Annotated in this window: 14 protein-coding genes; 5 read left to right on the top strand and 9 right to left on the bottom strand. The window is 53.4% G+C overall.

Going from position 1 to position 19432, the window contains the following annotated elements; all coding sequences use genetic code 11:
- Positions 1 to 387: 387 nt before the first annotated feature.
- The 4 genes from cysD to ACXADJ_RS02370 all read right to left on the bottom strand — a co-directional run bounded on the left by cysD (position 388) and on the right by ACXADJ_RS02370 (position 5531).
- Complete coding sequence (gene cysD / locus ACXADJ_RS02385; RefSeq protein WP_475062649.1) at positions 388 to 1302, bottom strand: sulfate adenylyltransferase subunit CysD; 915 nt, start codon at positions 1300 to 1302, stop codon at positions 388 to 390.
- Positions 1303 to 2288: 986 nt separating this feature from the next.
- Positions 2289 to 3110, bottom strand: a complete 822-nt coding sequence (cysQ, locus tag ACXADJ_RS02380; RefSeq protein ID WP_475062647.1) for a 3'(2'),5'-bisphosphate nucleotidase CysQ — start codon at positions 3108 to 3110, stop codon at positions 2289 to 2291.
- Positions 3094 to 3726 (bottom strand): adenylyl-sulfate kinase, encoded by a 633-nt coding sequence (gene cysC, locus ACXADJ_RS02375; protein ID WP_475062645.1) that lies wholly within the window; start codon positions 3724 to 3726, stop codon positions 3094 to 3096. Before cysC ends, cysQ begins: the two co-directional genes overlap by 17 nt.
- Before the next feature lie 17 nt (positions 3727 to 3743).
- Complete coding sequence (locus tag ACXADJ_RS02370; protein WP_475062641.1) at positions 3744 to 5531, bottom strand: sodium:proton antiporter; 1788 nt, start codon at positions 5529 to 5531, stop codon at positions 3744 to 3746.
- Positions 5532 to 7054: 1523 nt separating this feature from the next.
- Here ACXADJ_RS02370 and ACXADJ_RS02365 point away from each other — a divergent pair.
- The 3 genes from ACXADJ_RS02365 to ACXADJ_RS02355 all read left to right on the top strand — a co-directional run bounded on the left by ACXADJ_RS02365 (position 7055) and on the right by ACXADJ_RS02355 (position 9775).
- Positions 7055 to 7633 (top strand): hypothetical protein, encoded by a 579-nt coding sequence (locus ACXADJ_RS02365; protein ID WP_475062639.1) that lies wholly within the window; start codon positions 7055 to 7057, stop codon positions 7631 to 7633.
- Positions 7634 to 8071: 438 nt separating this feature from the next.
- Positions 8072 to 9088 (top strand): O-antigen ligase family protein, encoded by a 1017-nt coding sequence (locus ACXADJ_RS02360; protein WP_475062638.1) that lies wholly within the window; start codon positions 8072 to 8074, stop codon positions 9086 to 9088.
- Between the two features lie 21 nt (positions 9089 to 9109).
- Positions 9110 to 9775, top strand: coding sequence for a metallophosphoesterase (locus tag ACXADJ_RS02355; protein WP_475062636.1), 666 nt, complete (start codon positions 9110 to 9112; stop codon positions 9773 to 9775).
- A gap of 979 nt (positions 9776 to 10754) precedes the next feature.
- Here the strand turns inward: ACXADJ_RS02355 and ACXADJ_RS02350 are convergent.
- The 5 genes from ACXADJ_RS02350 to ACXADJ_RS02330 form a co-directional block, all read right to left on the bottom strand.
- Positions 10755 to 11216 carry a transposase gene (locus ACXADJ_RS02350; protein ID WP_475062634.1) on the bottom strand — a complete coding sequence of 154 codons (462 nt, stop codon included), beginning with the start codon at positions 11214 to 11216 and terminating at the stop codon, positions 10755 to 10757.
- Between the two features lie 346 nt (positions 11217 to 11562).
- Complete coding sequence (locus ACXADJ_RS02345; RefSeq protein ID WP_475062632.1) at positions 11563 to 13551, bottom strand: bifunctional diguanylate cyclase/phosphodiesterase; 1989 nt, start codon at positions 13549 to 13551, stop codon at positions 11563 to 11565.
- 78 nt (positions 13552 to 13629) lie between these two features.
- Positions 13630 to 14337 (bottom strand): transglutaminase-like cysteine peptidase, encoded by a 708-nt coding sequence (locus ACXADJ_RS02340; RefSeq protein ID WP_475062629.1) that lies wholly within the window; start codon positions 14335 to 14337, stop codon positions 13630 to 13632.
- Positions 14338 to 14883: 546 nt separating this feature from the next.
- Positions 14884 to 16278: an AmpG family muropeptide MFS transporter gene (locus tag ACXADJ_RS02335; RefSeq protein WP_475062626.1), complete on the bottom strand. Its 1395-nt coding sequence runs from the start codon at positions 16276 to 16278 to the stop codon at positions 14884 to 14886.
- Positions 16278 to 16763, bottom strand: coding sequence for a YajQ family cyclic di-GMP-binding protein (locus tag ACXADJ_RS02330; RefSeq protein WP_028293450.1), 486 nt, complete (start codon positions 16761 to 16763; stop codon positions 16278 to 16280). Before ACXADJ_RS02330 ends, ACXADJ_RS02335 begins: the two co-directional genes overlap by 1 nt.
- Before the next feature lie 331 nt (positions 16764 to 17094).
- On the opposite strand from ACXADJ_RS02330, the gene ACXADJ_RS02325 reads away from it, so the two are divergent.
- Positions 17095 to 18210, top strand: a complete 1116-nt coding sequence (locus ACXADJ_RS02325) for a hypothetical protein (protein WP_475062622.1) — start codon at positions 17095 to 17097, stop codon at positions 18208 to 18210.
- 338 nt (positions 18211 to 18548) lie between these two features.
- A complete protein-coding gene (locus tag ACXADJ_RS02320; RefSeq protein ID WP_475062620.1) occupies positions 18549 to 19337 on the top strand; it encodes a ketopantoate reductase family protein in 789 nt (262 codons plus the stop codon).
- The last annotated feature ends 95 nt before the right edge of the window (positions 19338 to 19432 follow it).

Genomic DNA, 19432 nt, shown 5'->3' with positions numbered 1-19432 from the left:
TAATACATCCTACGTTAAGGCTGTTGTTGGGCGGGGCCCAACCTACAAACCAATGCTATCGTGTTGGATGGCACTCGCTGCGCTCGCTTATCCAACCTACGGGCATTGTGCCGAACGGTTATGTTTTTTGCGCACCGATGCCTTTACCGCAATGCCAAGCCTGCTTCTACAGGGTTTAACGGAAGCAGGTTACATCATAGGCAGCAAGCTACCTCCACAGGCATACCGATAGGATGGGCACTGGTGCCCATCAATTGCCGATCTTGCACAGTTACCAGCCCATCGCAGGCTAGCCAGCTCCAACGTTTTGTACACCCTGCATAGCTCGTTGGCTACAAACCCGCTCCTACAACCGTTTGTATGCAAAGCAAGCTTGCTGCTTGTTTGTTAGAAGTAGCCTTCCATTTTTTTCTTTTCCATTGAGCCAGCAGAGTCGTGGTCAATCGCACGGCCTTGGCGTTCGGATGTGGTGGTCAGCAGCATTTCCTGAATAATTTCTGGCAGGGTTGCCGCTTCAGATTCAACCGCACCAGTCAATGGGTAGCAGCCCAACGTGCGGAAGCGGACCATTTTGTGCTGAATTTCGCTTGGGTCGTCGATTGGCATGCGGTCGTCGTCGACCATGATCAGCATGCCGTCGCGTTCAACTACAGGGCGTTCGGCGGCGTAGTACAGCGGTACAATTTCGATGTTTTCAAGGTAGATGTACTGCCAGATGTCCAGTTCGGTCCAGTTGGAAAGCGGGAATACGCGGATGCTTTCGCCTTTGTTAATGCGGCCGTTGTAGGTGTTCCACAGTTCTGGACGCTGGTTTTTAGGGTCCCAACGGTGGTTTTTGTCGCGGAAGGAGTAAACACGCTCTTTGGCGCGGGATTTTTCTTCGTCGCGGCGTGCGCCACCAAAAGCAGCATCGAACTGGTATTTGTCGAGTGCTTGCTTCAGGCCTTGGGTTTTCATTACGTCGGTGTGTACCGAAGAGCCGTGAGTAAACGGACCAATGCCCTGCTTCACGCCTTCTTCGTTGATATGTACCAGCAGTTCCATGCCCAGCTCTTTGGCTTTGCGGTCACGGAATTCAATCATTTCGCGGAATTTCCAGGTGGTATCCACGTGCATCAGCGGGAATGGTGGTGTGCCTGGGTAAAAAGCTTTGGCGGCCAGGTGCAGCATTACCGCGGAGTCTTTACCTACGGAGTAGAGCATTACCGGGTTATCGAATTCTGCGGCGACTTCACGAATGATGTGGATGCTTTCAGCTTCCAGCTGTTTCAGGTGCGTCAGGCGTTTTTTGCTGATGTTCATGATCAATTCCCTTGCTGGTGGTGTTGAACCAGTGTCCAGCGCGTTTGTTTCAATTCAAATGCTTTTGTACGTTTGTGCGCACATAGCCGCACAACGTAAGTAATTTTTTGGCCGTGCCATTCGGTTAGGCCCAACGGGCAACTACCGTTCTATCCGGCTGCGCCGGGCGGATGGGACATGTCCCATCCCTACACGTTACGTTTTTAACCGTTGTAGGGTTGAGGCATGCCTCAACCGTGAGCGCGTAGCGGTCATTATGCCGCTATCCGGCTACGCCGGACGGATGGGACATGTCCCATCCCTACACATTACGTTTTTAACCGTTGTAGGGTTGAGGCACGCCTCAACCGTGAGCGCGTAGCGGTCATTGTGCCGTATCCGGCTACGCCGGACGGATGGGACATGTCCCATCCCTACACGTTACGTTTTTAACCGTTGTAGGGTTGAGGCATGCCTCAACCGTGAGCGCGTAGCGGTCATTATGCCGCTATCCGGCTACGCCGGACGGATGGGACATGTCCCATCCCTACACGTTACGTTTTTAATCGTTGTAGGGTTGAGGCACGCCTCAACCGTGAGCGCGTAGCGGTCATTGTGCCGTATCCGGCTACGCCGGACGGATGGGACATGTCCCATCCCTACACGTTACGTTTTTGATCGTTGTAGGGTTGAGGCACGCCTCAACCGTGAGCGCGTAGCGGTCATTGTGCCGTATCCGGCTGCGCCGGGCGGATGGGACATGTCCCATCCCTACACGTTACGTTTTTAATCGTTGTAGGGTTGAGGCATGCCTCAACCGTGAGCGCATAGCGGTCATTGTGCCGTATCCGGCTGCGCCGGGCGGATGGGACATGCCCCATCCCTACACGTTAAGTTTTTAATCGTTGTAGGGTTGAGGCATGCCTCAACCGTGAGCGCATAGCGGTCATTGTGCCGTATCCGGCTGCGCCGGGCGGATGGGACATGCCCCATCCCCACAAGCGTCTTTATGCGTTTGCTGGCGTTGCCAATTCGGTAAACACCTTGCCCCAGCGTTCATTTAGAGTGGCACATACAATAAAGAAGGGGTTCAGCAAATCTTCTTTTTGGCCGTACAATAGTGGCTCTAACGACGGGGTAAGTACTTTACCACCCGCATGTTCAACAATGGCTTGTGCTGCGGCGGTATCCCATTCACAAGTAGGTGCAAGGCGTGGGTACAGGTGTGCCTGACCGTCGGCCACCATGCACAGCTTCAAGGAGCTGCCCATGGATACCAGATTCACATTGCCCAACTGCTCGCTAAAGGCTGCCAGTGCTTCGGCACCGTGGCTTTTGGAGCCAACGACGTTCCAGTTGGCATCGCCTTGTGGTTCCGCTGCTACTTGCAGTTTCACCGGTTCTGCATCTGCGTCCTGACGGAACGCGCCCTGTTCTTCTGTGGCGAAGTACATGCGATTCAATGGTGGGCAGTACACCACGCCAAGTTTTGCTTTACCTTCGCTCACCAAGGCGATGTTAACGGTAAATTCACCACTTTTTTTGATGAATTCCTTGGTGCCGTCCAGTGGGTCTACAATCCAGAAGGTGCTCCAGTTTTTGCGGTTTTCCCATTCAATTTCGTCTTTGGATGACTCTTCCGACAGTATTGGAAACTCGCTGATCTTGGCCAGTTCTGCGCAAATCAGTTTGTGCGCTGCCAGGTCTGCTTCGGTCAAAGGGCTGGCGTCGCTCTTTTCATACTTCTCGAAGTCAGTCTCATAAATTTCCATGATCGCATCACCTGCCTGGCGTGCGATGGCGACAACCTGATCAACCAATGACGGCATCAGAAGCTCCTTTTGTTGGTTTCAGATAGCCGTGGCGATCCAGGTAGTCAATAACCTGCTGAGCGGCTTCTTTTACGCTGATGTTATGGTTAACAATACGAATTTCGGCATTATCCGGCGCTTCGTAGGGCGAGTCGATACCAGTGAAGTCTTTGATCAAACCGGCACGGGCCTTTTGGTATAGCCCTTTAGGGTCGCGGCCTTCGCATACTTCAATTGGGGTGTCGATATGAACCTCGATGAATTCACCATCACCCAGCATTTCACGTACCATTTCGCGGTTGCTGCGGAACGGAGAAATAAACGCCGTAAGCACAATCAGGCCAGCGTCGACCATCAGGTTTGCGACTTCGCCAACCCGACGGATGTTTTCGATGCGGTCGTCTTCTGAAAAGCCCAGATCACCACACAAGCGATGGCGTACATTGTCGCCATCCATCAGGTAAGTGTGGTGCAACCGCTCTGCCAGAATGCTCTCCACTGCACCGGCAATGGTCGATTTGCCAGAGCCACTTAGGCCGGTAAACCACAGCAAACAAGGACGTTGCTTTTTCATAAATGAGCGGATGGATTTATCCACTTCGTGATTGTGCCAAACGATATTGTCGTTTCTCACGATAACTCCTTAAAGGTTCATCCTGTGAACGGCCAAACGGCTGGAATCACTAACCAACTGATCAGTGCGACCGTCAAACTGAGTGGCGCTCCAAATTTAAGATAATCGGCAAATTTGTACCCACCCGGCCCCATTACCATAAGGTTGGTTTGGTATCCGGTTGGGGTCATAAAACTGGCAGATGCCGCTACCATAATTGCTATGACGAAGGCTTCATAGTTCACGCCAAGGCTGCTGCTGACACTCATGGCAATAGGAAACATAACGATGGCTGCGGCGTTGTTTGTCATCAACTCTGTTAACGCCACCGTGGCCACGTATACGGCTATTAATGCCGTCAGTGGTGAATCTGCCAGGGTGAGCAAGCCCGTTGCGATTTGATCAGCCAAACCTACTTTTTGAACGGCCAGGCCAACACCATAGGCACACGCAACGACCAGCAGGACGGGGTAATCGATGGATTTACCAGCGTCTTCGTAGCTAATGCAACGGCAAATAAGCATGCTGATGGCAGCCACGACTGAGCTTTCCAGAATACCCACCAAGCCGGAACCAGATGCAAGCAGCATAAGGGCGAAAATAGCCAACGACACCTTGGCCTGTTTTTCGTCCATCACCGCTGGGTTGCCAAGTTTACTAACCAGCAAGAAGTCCCGGCTGTTACGGTGACGCATCAGGAAGCCTTTTTGAGCTTCCACCAGCAAGGTATCGCCTTCTTTAAGAACAAGGTCGCCCAACTTACCGCGCAAACGCTGACCATGACGAGACACACTCAACACAACCGCGCTGTAACGATGACGAAAACGGGATTCGCGAATGGTCTGACCAACCATCGGGTTTGACGGCGACAACACCGCTTCAAACAAGCGCCGGTCTGAACGACTGCCGTCCAATTTAAAGCGCTGGTCGTTAGCCAGTGCAAGGCCATGGATGTTGCGTAACTCCATAACGGATTCCGGGCTGCCGGCAAACACCAGTCGATCCCCTTCTTCCATAACAGTCCGGGGGCGCACGGCTGAAATGATTTGACCTTCACGTTCAATTTCAACCAGGAACAACCCCGGCAAATTACGTAAACCGGCATCATGGATGGATTTCCGCACCAGTTCGCTGCCCGGCTGAATAATCATTTCCACCAGGTATTCACGAACCTGGTCGAATTGCTCAGAAGAGCCTTCACGATGCGGCAACAGCCATTTGGAAAACAGGAATATGTACAGCAAGCCTGCGCAAGCAATGGGAACGCCTACCCAAGCGATATCGAACAACCCCAGCCCCGGTAGGCCACGCTGCTGAACCATGCCATCCACCACCAGGTTGGTGCTGGTGCCGATCAGAGTACAGGTACCGCCGATAACAGAGGCATAACTCACCGGCAGCAGTATGCCAGACAGCCGGATATTGAAGCGTTTACTTTGGCTTTGCAGCAAAGTAACGAACATGGCGACAACAGGGGTGTTGTTGACCACTGCGCTCAGCAAGGTGGTAACTGGCAAGACACGAGCCGCCGCAGCGCGTTGGCTTTTAGGCGACCCCACCAGATAACGACGCAGAAGCTGCGTGGCACCGGATTCACGCAGGCCACCTACCACCACAAACAGGGCGGCAATGGTGAAAATGCCCGGATTGGCAAAGCCTGTGAACAGCGTATTGGCATCCAGTACACCGGCCACAAGAATCACGGCCAAACCAGCCACAAAGAGTTTTTCTGCGGAATACAGGTTCAGAGCCAAGGCACCCAGAACACTGACCAGCGTTAAAGCAACGATGTAGTAAGAAAACGCTGCTGACGCATCCATTTCCATTGACACATTTCCATTTTCAAGCGGCCCTGATGGAACACACCGCTTCACCATCAAACAAGAGCGCAATTCTGCCTGAATAGAGCGCAAACCTCCACGGCTGTAAGGCTTTGTAACCAAACTTAAACCTGCCAGACATTGCATACAGGGCTAATGGCTATTTTCTGATTCATTAAATACTTGGTGACAGGGATCTTTAGTGCAGAACTCCGATACATTTGAAAGCCTATCGGGCCGTAGGAACCGGCTTGCCTGCGATTTGATGGGCACGGCCCAACCTACAATCCGGCTGCGCCGGGCGGATGGGATATATCCCATCCCTACACATTATGCTTTTATCGTTTGTAGGGTAGAGGCATGCCTCTACCTGTATGTGGGAGGTAGCTTGCTGCCGATGGATTCTTCGCGAGCAAGCTCGCTCCCACATTTGAAATGCCACTGGCCGTAGGAACCGGCTTGCCTGCGATTTGTTGGTCGTGGCCCAACCTACAATCCGGCTGCGCCGGGCGGATGGGATATATCCCATCCCTACACATTACGTTTTTGGCATTTGTAGGGTAGAGGCATGCCTCTACCTGTCTGTGAGAGGCAGCTCGCTGCCGATGGATTCTTCGCGAGCAAGCTCGCTCCCACATTTGAAAAACCATCGGGCCGCAGGAGCTGGCTTGCCTGCGATTTGTTGGGCGTGGCCCAACCTACAATCCGGCTGCGCCGGGCGGATGGGATATATCCCATCCCTACACATTACGTTTTTGGCATTTGTAGGGTAGAGGCATGCCTCTACCTGTTACCTGTCTGTGGGAGGCTGTTTGCTGCCGATGGATTCTTCGCGAGCAAGCTCGCTCCCACATTTGAAAAACCATCGGGCCGCAGGAACCGGCTTGCCTGTGATTTGTTGGGCGTGGCCCAACCTACAATCCGGCTGCGCCGGACGGATGGGACATGTCCCATCCCTACACATTACGTTTTTGGCATTTGTAGGGTAGAGGCATGCCTCTACCTGTTACCTGTATGTGGAAGGTAGCTTGCTGCCGATGGATTCTTCGCGAGCAAGCTCGCTCCCACATTTGAAATACCACTGGCCGTAGGAACCGGCTTGCCTGTGATTTGCTGGCAGAGGCTTAACCTACAATCCGGCTGCGCCGGACGGATGGGACATGTCCCATCCCTACACATTACGTTTTTGGCATTTGTAGGGTAGAGGCATGCCTCTACCTGTTACCTGTCTGTGGGAGGCTGTTTGCTGCCGATGGATTCATCGCGAGCAAGCTCGCTCCCACATTTGAAATACCACTGGCCGCAGGAACCGGCTTGCCTGCGATTTGTTGGTCGTGGCCCAAACTTCAATCATGCGATGATGGCAGAGGCCACACTTTGTCCGACAATCGCCTGCTTGGTAATGAATTCACGCCAAAAGTCGTAAAAATGTCACAGCAAATTCACCAAATATTTTGTAACTCCAGTTTTCTGATTGTTGCATAGGGGGTACACTATCAGTGTTCTCATATTTCTTAAGGATTACGACCATGCGCAAGATTCTGTTGGGTGCAGCTATCGCACTCGCCTCCGTTTCTGCCTATGCCGCTGACGAAACTGTTGAAGCTACCGATGCAGCTGCAATTGTTTGTGATGCGGAATGTTCTGCCGCTGCAGAAACCGCCATTAAAGCCGCGATCGCTTCTGGCGATGAAGCAGCTATCCAGGATGCAATCACCGCCGCTTCTGAAGCTGGCTTGTCCACAGATGCAATTAGCCAAATCGCTGACTCCGCGGGTGCTACCGGTAGCGTAGCAGCCATGGTCACTAATGCCCTGGCTACTGTGAAAGCTGCCTCCAACGAAGCGCAAGACACTGCTTCTAACACCCCAAGCACTGACTCCAGCGATGACCTGGCTGAAGCTGCTAACGAAGCTATCAACACCGAAGCTGCTGCCGCCGGTGAATCAACTACTACTGGCAACACTGGTGTTCTGTCTTCCATCACTTCTGGAAGCAACAACAACACCAGCACTGCTTCTTACTCTGAGTTCGATGCTGAAGAACTGGCAGAATTGGCAGAAAACGGCACCATCACGGCACCTGCTGCGAGTGCTGTAGAAGGTTAATAGCTGGCAAAAGCAAGCTATTTACTGCACAAAAAAGCCCGGCATCGCCGGGCTTTTTTGTCTGCTCTTTTAATTACCCCTTCCCTCCTGACCCGATAGAGAAATGGACTTATGTCTCGCTGGTCCTTATATCTGACCCTTTTATTCGTAATGCCGCTGCCGTTTGGTGGCTACACCACATGGGCTTGGCCATTGTACACAGCAGCTAGCCTCGCTCTGTTACTGGCAGAGTCTCTGTCGCTAAGAACCTCTTCTACTCCTGACAGAACACATGCTCCAGTGGCTTTCCTGAAAAGCAGCTGGATGTGGTCCCTACTGCTTTTGGTTCAGAGTTGGGTTGCACTGCAGATATTCCTTGTATCGAAAACACCCTACGACACCTTTACATACTTGTTGAAAGGCCTTGGCTACACCGCCTTTATGATGGTGACGCTACTGATGCTGACGAATAAGGAACGGATTCGTCGAGCAGTATGGACCATTGCTTTTGCCGCAGCCTTTCAGGCGTTTTACGGCGCCATGATGGTAATGACCAAGCTTGAGTATGGCTTTTTCTCTGAAAAATACGCTTATCAAGGACTCGTGACCGGGACGTTTGTTAACCGTAACCACGTTGCCGGCTATCTGGAAATGGCACTGGCCTTGGGCATTGGCTTCTTGATGGCTCAGTCCACTGCCTACCACGGTAGCTTGCGCCAACGTTTGCGGCAGATGGTGCAGATGCTGCTAAGCAGCAAAGTGATTTTGCGTTTAATGCTGGCCATTATGGTGATTGCTCTGGTGATGACCCGCTCTCGTATGGGCAATACCGCATTTTTTGCCAGCATGATGATTGCCGGTGCACTGGCTTTGTTGCTGATGCGTAATAAAAGCAAGTCGACCACCGTGTTGCTGGCCAGCTTGTTGATTATTGATATTGCCATTGTCGGTACGTTTTTCGGAGTTGATAAAGTTGCCGAACGACTGCAAAAAACCAGCTCCGACACCGAAAGCCGTGATGAGATTTCTCGTGATACGTTTTATATGTGGGAAGCCAATGCCATCGAAGGCATCGGTGCTGGATCGTATAAGTACCGCATCCCTGAGTTTAAATCGGCGGATGTGACACTCGAAAATTTGTACGAGCACGCCCACAACGACTATTTGCAGTTCCTGGCAGAGTTTGGGGCTCCGGCGTTTTTGGCCATGCTGGCGGTGGTGCTGGCCTGTTTGTGGAATGCCATTATGGCAATGCGCAGCCGCCGCAGTGACCTGATGAAAGGCATGGGGTTTGCGGCCACTATGGGGCTGATTTCCATCGGTATTCATTCCGTGGTGGACTTCAACTTGCAGGTGCCTGCCAATGCGTATTTGTTTGTGTTCCTGCTTGCAATGGCCAATATTGCCCGCTGGTTGCCGCACGAATCTTCCCGTTCGGGCAAGAAGCGTTCTTCACGCCGCAAGGCGATGGTTTAGTAATTTGATGTGTGACGTTGTATGAAGATCAAGGCCGTTTTACAGAAGCTCCCTATCAACACCGAAGGCCGTGACTTTGCCGTTGGTGATATTCACGGCAACGTTGCCAAGCTGCATCAGCAGCTCGAGCAGTTGGCGTTCGACCGCAGCAAAGACCGTTTGATTTGCGTTGGCGACCTGATCGACCGTGGCCCGGAATCGGCCCAGGCGCTGGCACTGCTGGACGAGCCCTGGTTTTATTCTGTGGTAGGCAACCATGAGCAGTTGATGGTTAGCGCCATGAAGTACAAGCACAGCGAACATCGCATGACCTGGCTGAATCACGGCGGCGACTGGATCGCCAGCACTTCGCCTGCTCAGTGGCCGGAATGGTTCGAGAAGATAGAAAGCCTGCCGTTGGCCATTGAGGTAACGGCCCAATCAGGTACCCGCTACGGCATTATTCACGCCGACTACCCATACGAAAGCTGGAATGATGTGGAAGACCTGGACGAAGACGAAGCCATGCGCACCATTTGGTCGCGGGCCAGTTTTCAGAAACGCGCAGAATACGTGGTGAAAGACATCGACTGGATTTTGCACGGCCACAATGTGTACGAAGAAGGCGAGCTGGTGCTGGGCAACCGTATTTACATCGACCGCGGCGCGTACAAGGGCAACGATTTTATCATCAAGGAATTGGTGTAAGCCCAGATTACGTTGTTAACACTTGTAGGGTTGAGGCATGCCTCAACCGTGAGCGCGTGGCCGTCCTTACTACATTCATTGCATCACTATCCGGCTACGCCGGACGGATGGGACATGTCCCATCCCTACGCCTTACGTTTTTAGCACTTGTAGGGTTGAGGCATGCCTCAACCATGAGCACGTAGCGGTCGTTACACCCTTATCCGGCTACACCGGATGGATGGGACATGTCCCATCCCTACACGTTACGTTTTTAACACTTGTAGGGTTGAGGCATGCCTCAACCATGAGCACGTAGCGGTCATTATGCCGTTATCCGGCTACACCGGACGGATGGGACATGTCCCATCCCTACACGTTACGTTTTTGACACTTGTAGGGTTGAGGCATGCCTCAACCACGAGCGCGTAGCGGTCATTTCGCCATTATCCGGCTACACCGGACGGATGGGACATGTCCCATCCCTACACATGACGCTTTTAACCGTTGTAGGGTTGAGGCATGCCTCAACCACGAGCGCGTAGCGGTCATTTCGCCATTATCCGGCTACTCCGGACGGATGGGACATGTCCCATCCCTACACATGACGCTTTTAACCGTTGTAGGGTTGAGGCATGCCTCAACCACGAGCGCGTAGCGGTCGTTTCGCCATTATCCGGCTACTCCGGATGGATGGGACATGTCCCATCCCTACACATGACGCTTTTAACCGTTGTAGGGTTGAGGCATGCCTCAACCATGAGCACGTAGCGGTCGTTTCGCCATTATCCGGCTACACCGGACGGATGGGACATGTCCCATCCCTACACCTTACGTTTTTAACACTTGTAGGGTTGAGGCATGCCTCAACCATGAGCACGTAGCGGTCATTTCGCCATTATCCGGCTACACCGGACGGATGGGACATGTCCCATCCCTACACGTTACGTTTTTGACACTTGTAGGGTTGAGGCATGCCTCAACCGTGATGGCAAAGCCATCATCGATAAAACCGGTCTTCTCCCCACTTTGCCGGATTGGTCTGAATATACTCCCGAATCTTATCCAGCCCTCTTAAATCCCGAATGATGTGATCATGAAAACTGCTTTGCCAAATCGTGCCTCGATACCCCGATAGCCGCCGAAACTCTCGGCTTGCTGCTGCCTTAACACTTCCAACGACTGCTGAAATGTTGGCTTTATTTTTGTCCGAATCAATGACCAAAATGCCATGAAAATGGTTCGGCATAACGACATATTGGTCTAACTGAATTCCTTCATAGTGTTTCGAAATCTCTAACCAACATCGTTCCAGTATGTTTCCCAAGTCACTCCGGTACATTGTTTGGTTAATTATGTATCCCAGAGTCGATTGCTTTTCATGAGTGCAAAATGTGATGAAGTAATACCCGGCACTGCGGTAGTCATAGCCCTCCAAACGAGGAGATTTGCGGCTTTTCATAACATCGTCCTTGATATTCGTTAAACCTATCCCGCATCGCCGACGGATGGGACATGTCCCATCCCTACACCTTACGTTTTTAACACTTGTAGGGTTGAGGCATGCCTCAACCATGAGCACGTAGCGGTCGCTACATCATTATCCGACTACTCCGGACGGATGGGACATGTCCCATCCCTACACCTTACGTTTTTAACACTTGTAGGGTTGAGGCATGCCTCAACCACGAGCGCGTAGCGGTCGCTACATCATTATCCGGCTACTCCGGACGGATGGGACATGTCCCATCCCTACACCTTACGTTTTTAGCACTTGTAGGGTTGAGGCATGCCTCAACCGATACGCATTAAACCCCAAATCCTCCGCTCCATTCTGCCACGGCAGTGATGGATGGCTGCGGTTTGCAATAGAAGTAACCGCTCACACCGTCAATGCCGCTGCGGTACAGTTCGTCTACATCCACGCCCTGTTCCAGCCCTTCGCCGAATACCATCAAATCGAGGCTGTGGCCAATGTGCACCATGGATTGGGTGAAGAACCGTTGGTCCTGGGCGTCGAACAATCCACGGTTCAGGCTGCCGTCGATGCGTACGTATTCAATCGGCAGCCGTTGCATGTAGGAGAACGCCGCGGTCCCGGTGCCTACCTGGTCGACACCAAACACCACGCCCGCTGGCAGGATTTCATGGGCCAGGTCTTGCAGTTGGGTTTCAACATCGCCAATGCTGTATTCCGGCAGTTCAAACGCCAGTTTGCGGCCTGCTTCCGGGTGTTGTTTCAGCAGGTGCATAACGTCTTCATGGAAAGCCCGATCCAGCACGGACGCGGGCGACAGGTTGATACACACTCGCCCCGCTTTGCACAGTTCGCCGCTGTCCAGCGCTTCCATGACTTTGCGTACCACGGTGATATCAAACGCCGCTGCCATTTGGTGTTGTTCGACCATGGGCCAGAATCGTGCTGCGGAAATCAGTTCGCCCCGATGCCTTACCCGGCTGTAAACCTCCAGCTGCTGTAGTTCAAATTGCCCTTGGGTGGATCGCACCACTGGCATGTATTGCAGTTCCAGCTCTTCTTCCCGCAAGATGTTTTTCAGCAGTTCTGACCATTCGGTGGCACTCAGTTCTGCCGTGTTGCCGTAGTCCTGGTAGTACAGCAGAGCCCTGCCACGCGGGTGACGCTGGGCTTGGCGAAGGGCTTCGTCGGCACGCATTAACGCACTGCTCAGAGTATCTTGCTGACCTTGCAGGAAAACCCCACCGACATGAAATGCCAATCCAATTCGCTGGCTCAGCGCGGTGGACGCCATATGCGAATAGAAGTGCTGTATCAGTTCATCGGCATGGGCACGATTGGCCACCGGCACGTATACCGTGAAATCCGCCCCGGCGTGACGGCCGCTAAAGCTGTTGCCGTAGTCCTGTTGCCACTGCTGCACGCTGTCGGCGGTAAGCACAATCACTTCATCGCCCGCTTTGCGGCCTTCGCGCTGGTTGTAGTCAGCGAAGTCTTCTATTTGCATCAGCATCAGCAGGCCGCAATGTTCTTCATTGGAACGCAGCAGGTATTCCAACCGCTGGTCGAACCCGCGTCGGTTCTGCATGCCTGACAGCTCGTCGGCAAACGATTCCTGTCGCAACCGCTCGGTGGTTTCTGACTGTTCGTTGAACATGGTTTGCAGCTTGATGACCATTTTGTTCATCGCCAACACCATGTTTTTCAGTTCAATCACGTTGGGAATGTTGTCAAGCACGCGCCACTGGCGGTCACAGATGGCCAGCGCCTGGTCTTCCACTTCGGCCACCGGCTTGAACAACCAGCGCAGTAACAGTTGCAACGCCACCAATGACACCACCAGCACCGCCATAAACCAGATGGCCTGATCCTGAATCATGTTCCAGAGGTCACGGTAGGCGAAGTCGGTGTGGCTGCTTACAGACACAGTGCCCATGCGGGTCCAGCCGGTGGTAACGTCGGTTTCAGCTGGCAGCAAGTTAAACGACACCATACTGCGAAACCACCCCGGCGCAGGCTGATGGGCCAACGCCTGATGCTCGCGGCGATACAGCTGGTTGCCATGCACGTCGGTGAAGGTGATGTCCGAGAAGAAACCGCGGTCGAACAGCACATCAATCTGGCGCGACAGCTCGACCTCGTCCTGATTCGGCACCTGCGACATTGCCAGCGCCAACGAGGTTGCGGCGTCGTAGGCCCGCGCATTCAGCTGCTGCTCAAAGGCATCGCGGCCATTGATGATGGACAACACCAGACTTCCCATCAGCAGCACGATCACCAGTACGGTGGTCAGCATTGAAAATTGTTGTCTGAGGGTCATGACGTGAATCCTTGTTTCATGAGCTAAATATCCGTACCCAAATATCCATTTCTATCTATCCAAGCCTATATATCCAACCTATATATCCATACCCAACCGCGACATACGCACGCGCAGGTTGGTCCAGCGCGACAGCTTGTTGGCCGTGCCAATATTCTTGCTGCGGCCCTTTTCCTGATCCAGCCATAAACCAATGGCATTGAAGCTGTAAACCGGCTTCAAATCCGTGCGCTGATCGGCGGGTTCTATGGACTTTTTGAGGTTATCCAGCACCAGCGGCATGGCATCCGGCTGCGGGTAATAAGTTAAAACCATATGCGCCAGGTTGTAATCCAGTGCTTTTACGTAATTGAACCTGAGCTTTTGAGGATCGATACCAAGCTTCAGCAAGGAATAGAACTTGGCGATCACATAGTCTTCGCAGTCGCCACCGTAGGTGCCCAATGACTCGTACGGAGTGGCCCAGTAGTCGTTTACTTTCCAGTGCTTGATGTCGCTGATATAGGGGATTTCGGCATTGAAGAAGTCGTTAACGCGCTCAATGACCTCGCTTTCGTCCTGCTCGTCGGCCAAGTCCAACATCAGGTCGCGCCAGCGTTCCATCCGAAACATCGCCTTGCGGCCGTACTCGCTTTCAGCGGATTCAATCAGTAAATCCGGCACCGCGTTATTGGCATCCGCCACCAGCAGCAAAGGTGTCGCCAGACCCAGCAGCAGCGGGCCTATGGCGATCTGACGCCACAACACCGGGAACTGCGGAAATCTGGAAGCGGAAGGAGTCGACATGAACAGCAATACATCCCGTGTATGCAACGCAGCGGCACGCCACCACGAATCGTTGGAGATGCATTAAATATAGACGGAATTTTGGAGCTTGCTGGCTTGCCCGGCTGCGCCGGGCGGATGGGATATATCCCATCCCTACACGTTACGTTTTTAACCGTTGTAGGGTTGAGGCATGCCTCAACCGGGAGCGCGTGGCGGTCATTTCGCCATTATCCGGCTACACCGGACGGATGGGATATACCCCATCCCTACACGTTACGTTTTTAACCGTTGTAGGGTTGAGGCATGCCTCAACCGGGAGCGCGTGGCGGTCATTTCGCCATTATCCGGCTACACCGGACGGATGGGATATATCCCATCCCTACACGTTACGTTTTTAACCGTTGTAGGGTTGAGGCATGCCTCAACCGGGAGCGCGTGGCGGTCATTTCGCCATTATCCGGCTACACCGGACGGATGGGATATATCCCATCCCTACACGTTACGTTTTTTACCGTTGTAGGGTTGAGGCATGCCTCAACCGGGAGCATGGTGAAGCGCCCCCCCCTACAACCGCCCCATTCGGTGGTACCGCATCAACACCATCACCAGCAAAATCGCTGGTAGGCCCAACACGGCGGCGATGACGAAAAACTCGGTGTAGCCCCAGCCGTCGACCACCCAGCCCGAAAACCCGCTGATGAATTTACCCGGAAGGGTCATCAACGAGCTGAACAAGGCGTATTGCGTGGCGGTGTAGCTCTTGTTAGCCAAACTCGACAGGTAGGCAATAAACGCGGTACTGGCAATACCGCCACTGAGGTTATCCGCGCTGATCACCAGCACCAGCCAGCTCAGCGGCGGCCGACTGCCGTCCCAGGGAAGCGCCAGCAGGGCAAACAGTAAGTTAGTACCCGCTACCAGTATCGCCCCCAGCAACAGAGGCCGATACAGTCCCCATTTGACCACCAGCACGCCACAAATAGCGGAGCCAGCCAACGTCATTATGAGGCCGAACATTTTGGCAATGCGGGCTATGTCCGATTTGCTGTATCCAAGGTCCAGATAGAAGGGGTTGGCCATCACGCCCATGGTGATGTCGCTGAGACGGAATACGGCGATAAAACCCAGAATCAGCAACGCCAGCATGCCGTTGCGTTGGAAAAATTCCAGCAAGGGGCAGATAACCGCGCCCAGCAGCCAGCGCTGCCATGGGGGCCGTTGTGCCAGGTGCATGGGCCGTCCCATAAGTTTGTCGATCAGTTCAGCATCTACCCGTCCGCGCTGCTCGGCGTCGAGATGTTTGGGTTCATCACTCCAGAGTGTGGCGATAACCCCCACCACCATCAAAAACGCCATGCAGGTGTAGGCGAAGGTCCAGCTGTACCAGTCTGCCAGATAGAGCGCTCCGGCGCTCGAGAACAGCACCGCGACCCGATAACCAAAGATGTAGCTGGCCGACATCGCCCCCTGATAATCGTCTTCGACGATTTCAATACGGTAGGCGTCCAGCGCGACGTCCTGGGTTGAGGAAGCAAAAGCGACAATCAGGGCGGCAACGGCGATGCCCCAGAGGTCTTGCTGAGGGTCGAGCAGGCCCATCCATAGAAGCCCGGCAAAGATGCCAAGCTGCCCTACCAAGATCCAGCTTCGCCTTGGCCCTAGCCAACGGCTTAACACAGGCAGGTTGAGGCGGTCGATCACCGGTGCCCAGAACACTTTGATGGAATAGGTAATGCCAATCCAGGCAAAAAAACCAATGGTAGTACGCTCGACTTCTGCGTCCCGCAGCCACGCTGTCAGGGTGGTGAATACCAGCAAATACGGCAGTCCGGCGCCAAAGCCCAACAGGGCGATGACCATCACGGGTTTGCGGGTGTAAATTTGCCAGGCGTCACGCAGCCAGTCGCCAAGGGAGTTGGAGGCAGCGCCTTGCTGGCCTGCCTCATTGGGTTGATTCATCAGTCTTTGAAGTTTTTGAAGGCCAACGGCATGGTGATGGATTCGTCATTGCGGAACAGGGACATGACGTTTTGCAGGTCGTCTCGGGACTTGCCCTGCACGCGTACCGTCTCGCCCTGAATAGACGCCTGTACTTTCAGCTTGCTGTCTTTCACCAGTTTGACCATCTTTTTGCCCAGTTCCTTATCAATGCCCTGGCGCATGGTAGCCTGAACCTTTACCTGCTTGCCTGCGCCTTTCGGGTCGCTGTATTCCAGACAGGACACTTTGATGCTGCGCTTGATCATTGCGCCCTCGAGCATCGGCTTCATTTGTTCGATCTGGAATTCTTCGTTGGCAGTCAGAGTCACGATGAACTCTTTCAGTTCAAAACTGGCGTCGACACCGCGAAAATCGAAGCGAGTGCTGAGCTCGCGGTTGGCTTGGTCAACGGCGTTTTGGGCTTCGTGTTTATCGACTTCGGATACAACGTCAAAAGATGGCATATTCGGCTCCAGATTCGGTATTGGCTCTGTGTGTAGAGGTCGCCGCAAGCGAACATAAAACGGATGATGTTCAGGTAATAAAACCGGCGGCGTTATTAAAGATGAAGCCGGACTGTATACCTGTGTACGGCCAGAAAATCAAAAATCGGCGGTGCAGGATGGATGGGACATGTCCCATCCCTACATTTCATTAAAACGCTTTTGCACCCGTAGGGTTGAGGCATGCCTCAACCTCGAGCGCGTAGCGATCATTATTGCCCGTTATTGGCCAGAAATGATTTATCACAAAATGTCACTGGCATTTGTGTAAGCACTGTCTACTCTGTTTGTTATGAACAGCAAACTTCCGTTACATGGCCCGGGTGTTTACTTACTGACATTCCGAGGCGCTCGCAAGCAAGCCATTTTCCGCTCGGTATTTGAGTTGGAGGCTGCGCCGCGCCTGCTGGCCAACTTGCCTGACTGCAAGCTCATTGCCTGGCTGCTGGATGCCAATAGCATTCGCTGTGTGTTGCGTTGCGCGCAGGATTGGCCTGCGGTGGTGGAAGCTTTGCAGCAGCAATTGTCGGAATCCCATGAGGCGGTTTGGGGGCAGAAGCAGCAGCTTTTGTCCGAGCAGGTTGATGTACTGGCGATTGATGAATCGGCGTTTTTAATGGACACCGTGCTGCAACTTCACCGCCAGCCGGTGTTTGAAGGCAAGGTGCCCAGTGCAGAGCTGTATCCGTGGAGCAGCGACCGCTTTTACCGGTTGCACGAACCACCCGCGTGGCTGGATTGCGAAGCGGTTCTGAACCGCTTGAGTCACAGTCGCCACCGCCGTGAGCAGCATTACATCAATGTGATGGAGCAACCCGCAAAGACAGATTTGAACCTGAACGACGGTAATCAGCCAATGCATCTTGCGCTGGCTCGTGATCGTTGGATGGAAAGACACGTCGGTAGCCACGCCGCGAGTCAAACAGCCGCGACTTCTGCCTCGATCCCACCAGAAAACGCATGGGTGATTGCCGTCAATATTGTGGCCAGCCGTTTTGGTGTAACGGTCGAAGACATGACCGACAGCAAAAACCGTCGCGTTTACCAGCGCCTGATGCCATTAGCCGCCTGGTTGCTGAGTAAACAGCACTATTCATTAAAAGCCATTGAAAGCTGTTGCCGTGAAGACGTCGATATCCTGCAGCACTGGGTGGGTCGTGCCAAGGCAGATCATCCAGCCTCCTTGTGCAAGCAACTGTTGGCCAGCTTTACCGATGCTCTGGATAATCCAGAGAGTGCGTTAGCAGTCGGGCAAATCACCAAGCCAGCGATTACAGCCAAAGATCCCGCACAAGAAACCGATCCAGGGTCTTTGAGCCTTCCCGAAACAAACAACACCGAAGCAGACAATACCGAAGCAGACAGTAACGCCGACAAACTGCTGAAACTGGTTCAGCCCACTGGCTGAACGCCCCTCCCCATCCGCGCTGTTAATTCCTTTAAGCAGCTCTATAATCAGCCATCATGACAACTTCCATTGCGATTCTCGGTTTGGGTGCCATCGGCACGGTAATGGCTGCACATTGGCGCGGTCTGGATGTTTATTGCGTCCCCAAACAGGCTGCGAATAGCCTATCTGGCGAAGCCCGCCCCCCCTACAACGTTCAGCGGCGCTTACAGCTGTCGGACGCAACCCGCTCTGCTTTCAGCGATTCTGCGATTGGCCCTGACACAAGATCCTGTGCTTCAGAGCTACACCCAGAACCACACTCACGCCCACAATCAGAACCAGAACTTGAGCTCGAGTTGCCTTATTGGAATGGTCAGCAAGCTCTCAACTGGCTGGTTGTCACCACCAAGGCAGCGCATACGCTGACGGCGTTACAGACGCTGCATCAACATTCTGAAGCCCTGAACAAGGTTCAGCGCATTCTGCTGCTGCAAAACGGCATGGGCCAACAACAAGCGGTACAGCAATGGCTGCAACAGCAAAATCTGGCAACGGAGTTGTGGCTGGGCACCTCAACAGATGGTGCTTTTTTGATGCCTGATGAGGACAATCCAGTCCGAACTTACTGCTATGCCGGGCTTGGCGAAGTATTGGTTGGCCGAGCCCTTCAAACACCAGAGCCAGAACAACAATCACCAGTTGCAAACACACCGCTGCCTCCTCACCTTGACATGGTGCCCGATATCCAACAGCGGTTAATCAACAAGCTGGCGGTGAACATTGTGATCAACCCACTGACCGCGCTTTATCAATGTCTTAACGGCGAGTTGGTTAGCAATACGGCTTACCACCAGCACTTTCTCGCTCTGGCGAACGAAGTGCTGCAAGCCAGCAAGGTGCTGAACTGGCAGCTACCGGGCGACTTCGTTCAACGGGTCACGCTGGTTGCGCAAAAAACCGCGGCTAACCGTTCATCCACCCTGCAAGACATTCTCGCCGGTCGCCCTACCGAGCTGGCGTATATTCTGGGCTATTTGCTGGTTCAGGTGTCGCACTTGCCGAAGGAACAGCAGCCTGCTATTCCGGAAACCCGCAAGCTGGCCGAGCAACTGCAAGGCAGGGGACTGACGGTATGGCCTCAATGAATCGTCGCCGCTCTGACTCAACCTCAACGCCCGATACACGCAAAGTACCTTCTGCTTCACGGGGCCCAAATGAGGAACAAAAAGAGCCGATACCG

The organism is Oceanobacter sp. ABM4_470, from assembly GCF_056158645.1.
Note: the sequence above shows the minus strand (reverse complement) of the source record. Positions and strands in the feature narration are given on the sequence as shown.

Excerpts from the sequence above, each read along its gene's own strand:
- cysD (WP_475062649.1), bottom strand. The coding sequence starts at position 1,302 with ATGAACATCAGCAAAAAACGCCTGACGCACCTGAAACAGCTGGAAGCT.
- ACXADJ_RS02350 (WP_475062634.1), bottom strand. The coding sequence starts at position 11,216 with ATGAAAAGCCGCAAATCTCCTCGTTTGGAGGGCTATGACTACCGCAGT.
- ACXADJ_RS02370 (WP_475062641.1), bottom strand. The coding sequence starts at position 5,531 with ATGGAAATGGATGCGTCAGCAGCGTTTTCTTACTACATCGTTGCTTTA.
- ACXADJ_RS02345 (WP_475062632.1), bottom strand. The coding sequence starts at position 13,551 with ATGACCCTCAGACAACAATTTTCAATGCTGACCACCGTACTGGTGATC.
- ACXADJ_RS02335 (WP_475062626.1), bottom strand. The coding sequence starts at position 16,278 with ATGAATCAACCCAATGAGGCAGGCCAGCAAGGCGCTGCCTCCAACTCC.
- ACXADJ_RS02330 (WP_028293450.1), bottom strand. The coding sequence starts at position 16,763 with ATGCCATCTTTTGACGTTGTATCCGAAGTCGATAAACACGAAGCCCAA.
- ACXADJ_RS02365 (WP_475062639.1), top strand. The coding sequence starts at position 7,055 with ATGCGCAAGATTCTGTTGGGTGCAGCTATCGCACTCGCCTCCGTTTCT.
- ACXADJ_RS02325 (WP_475062622.1), top strand. The coding sequence starts at position 17,095 with ATGAACAGCAAACTTCCGTTACATGGCCCGGGTGTTTACTTACTGACA.
- ACXADJ_RS02340 (WP_475062629.1), bottom strand. The coding sequence starts at position 14,337 with ATGTCGACTCCTTCCGCTTCCAGATTTCCGCAGTTCCCGGTGTTGTGG.
- ACXADJ_RS02360 (WP_475062638.1), top strand. The coding sequence starts at position 8,072 with ATGCTGACGAATAAGGAACGGATTCGTCGAGCAGTATGGACCATTGCT.
- ACXADJ_RS02355 (WP_475062636.1), top strand. The coding sequence starts at position 9,110 with ATGAAGATCAAGGCCGTTTTACAGAAGCTCCCTATCAACACCGAAGGC.
- cysQ (WP_475062647.1), bottom strand. The coding sequence starts at position 3,110 with ATGCCGTCATTGGTTGATCAGGTTGTCGCCATCGCACGCCAGGCAGGT.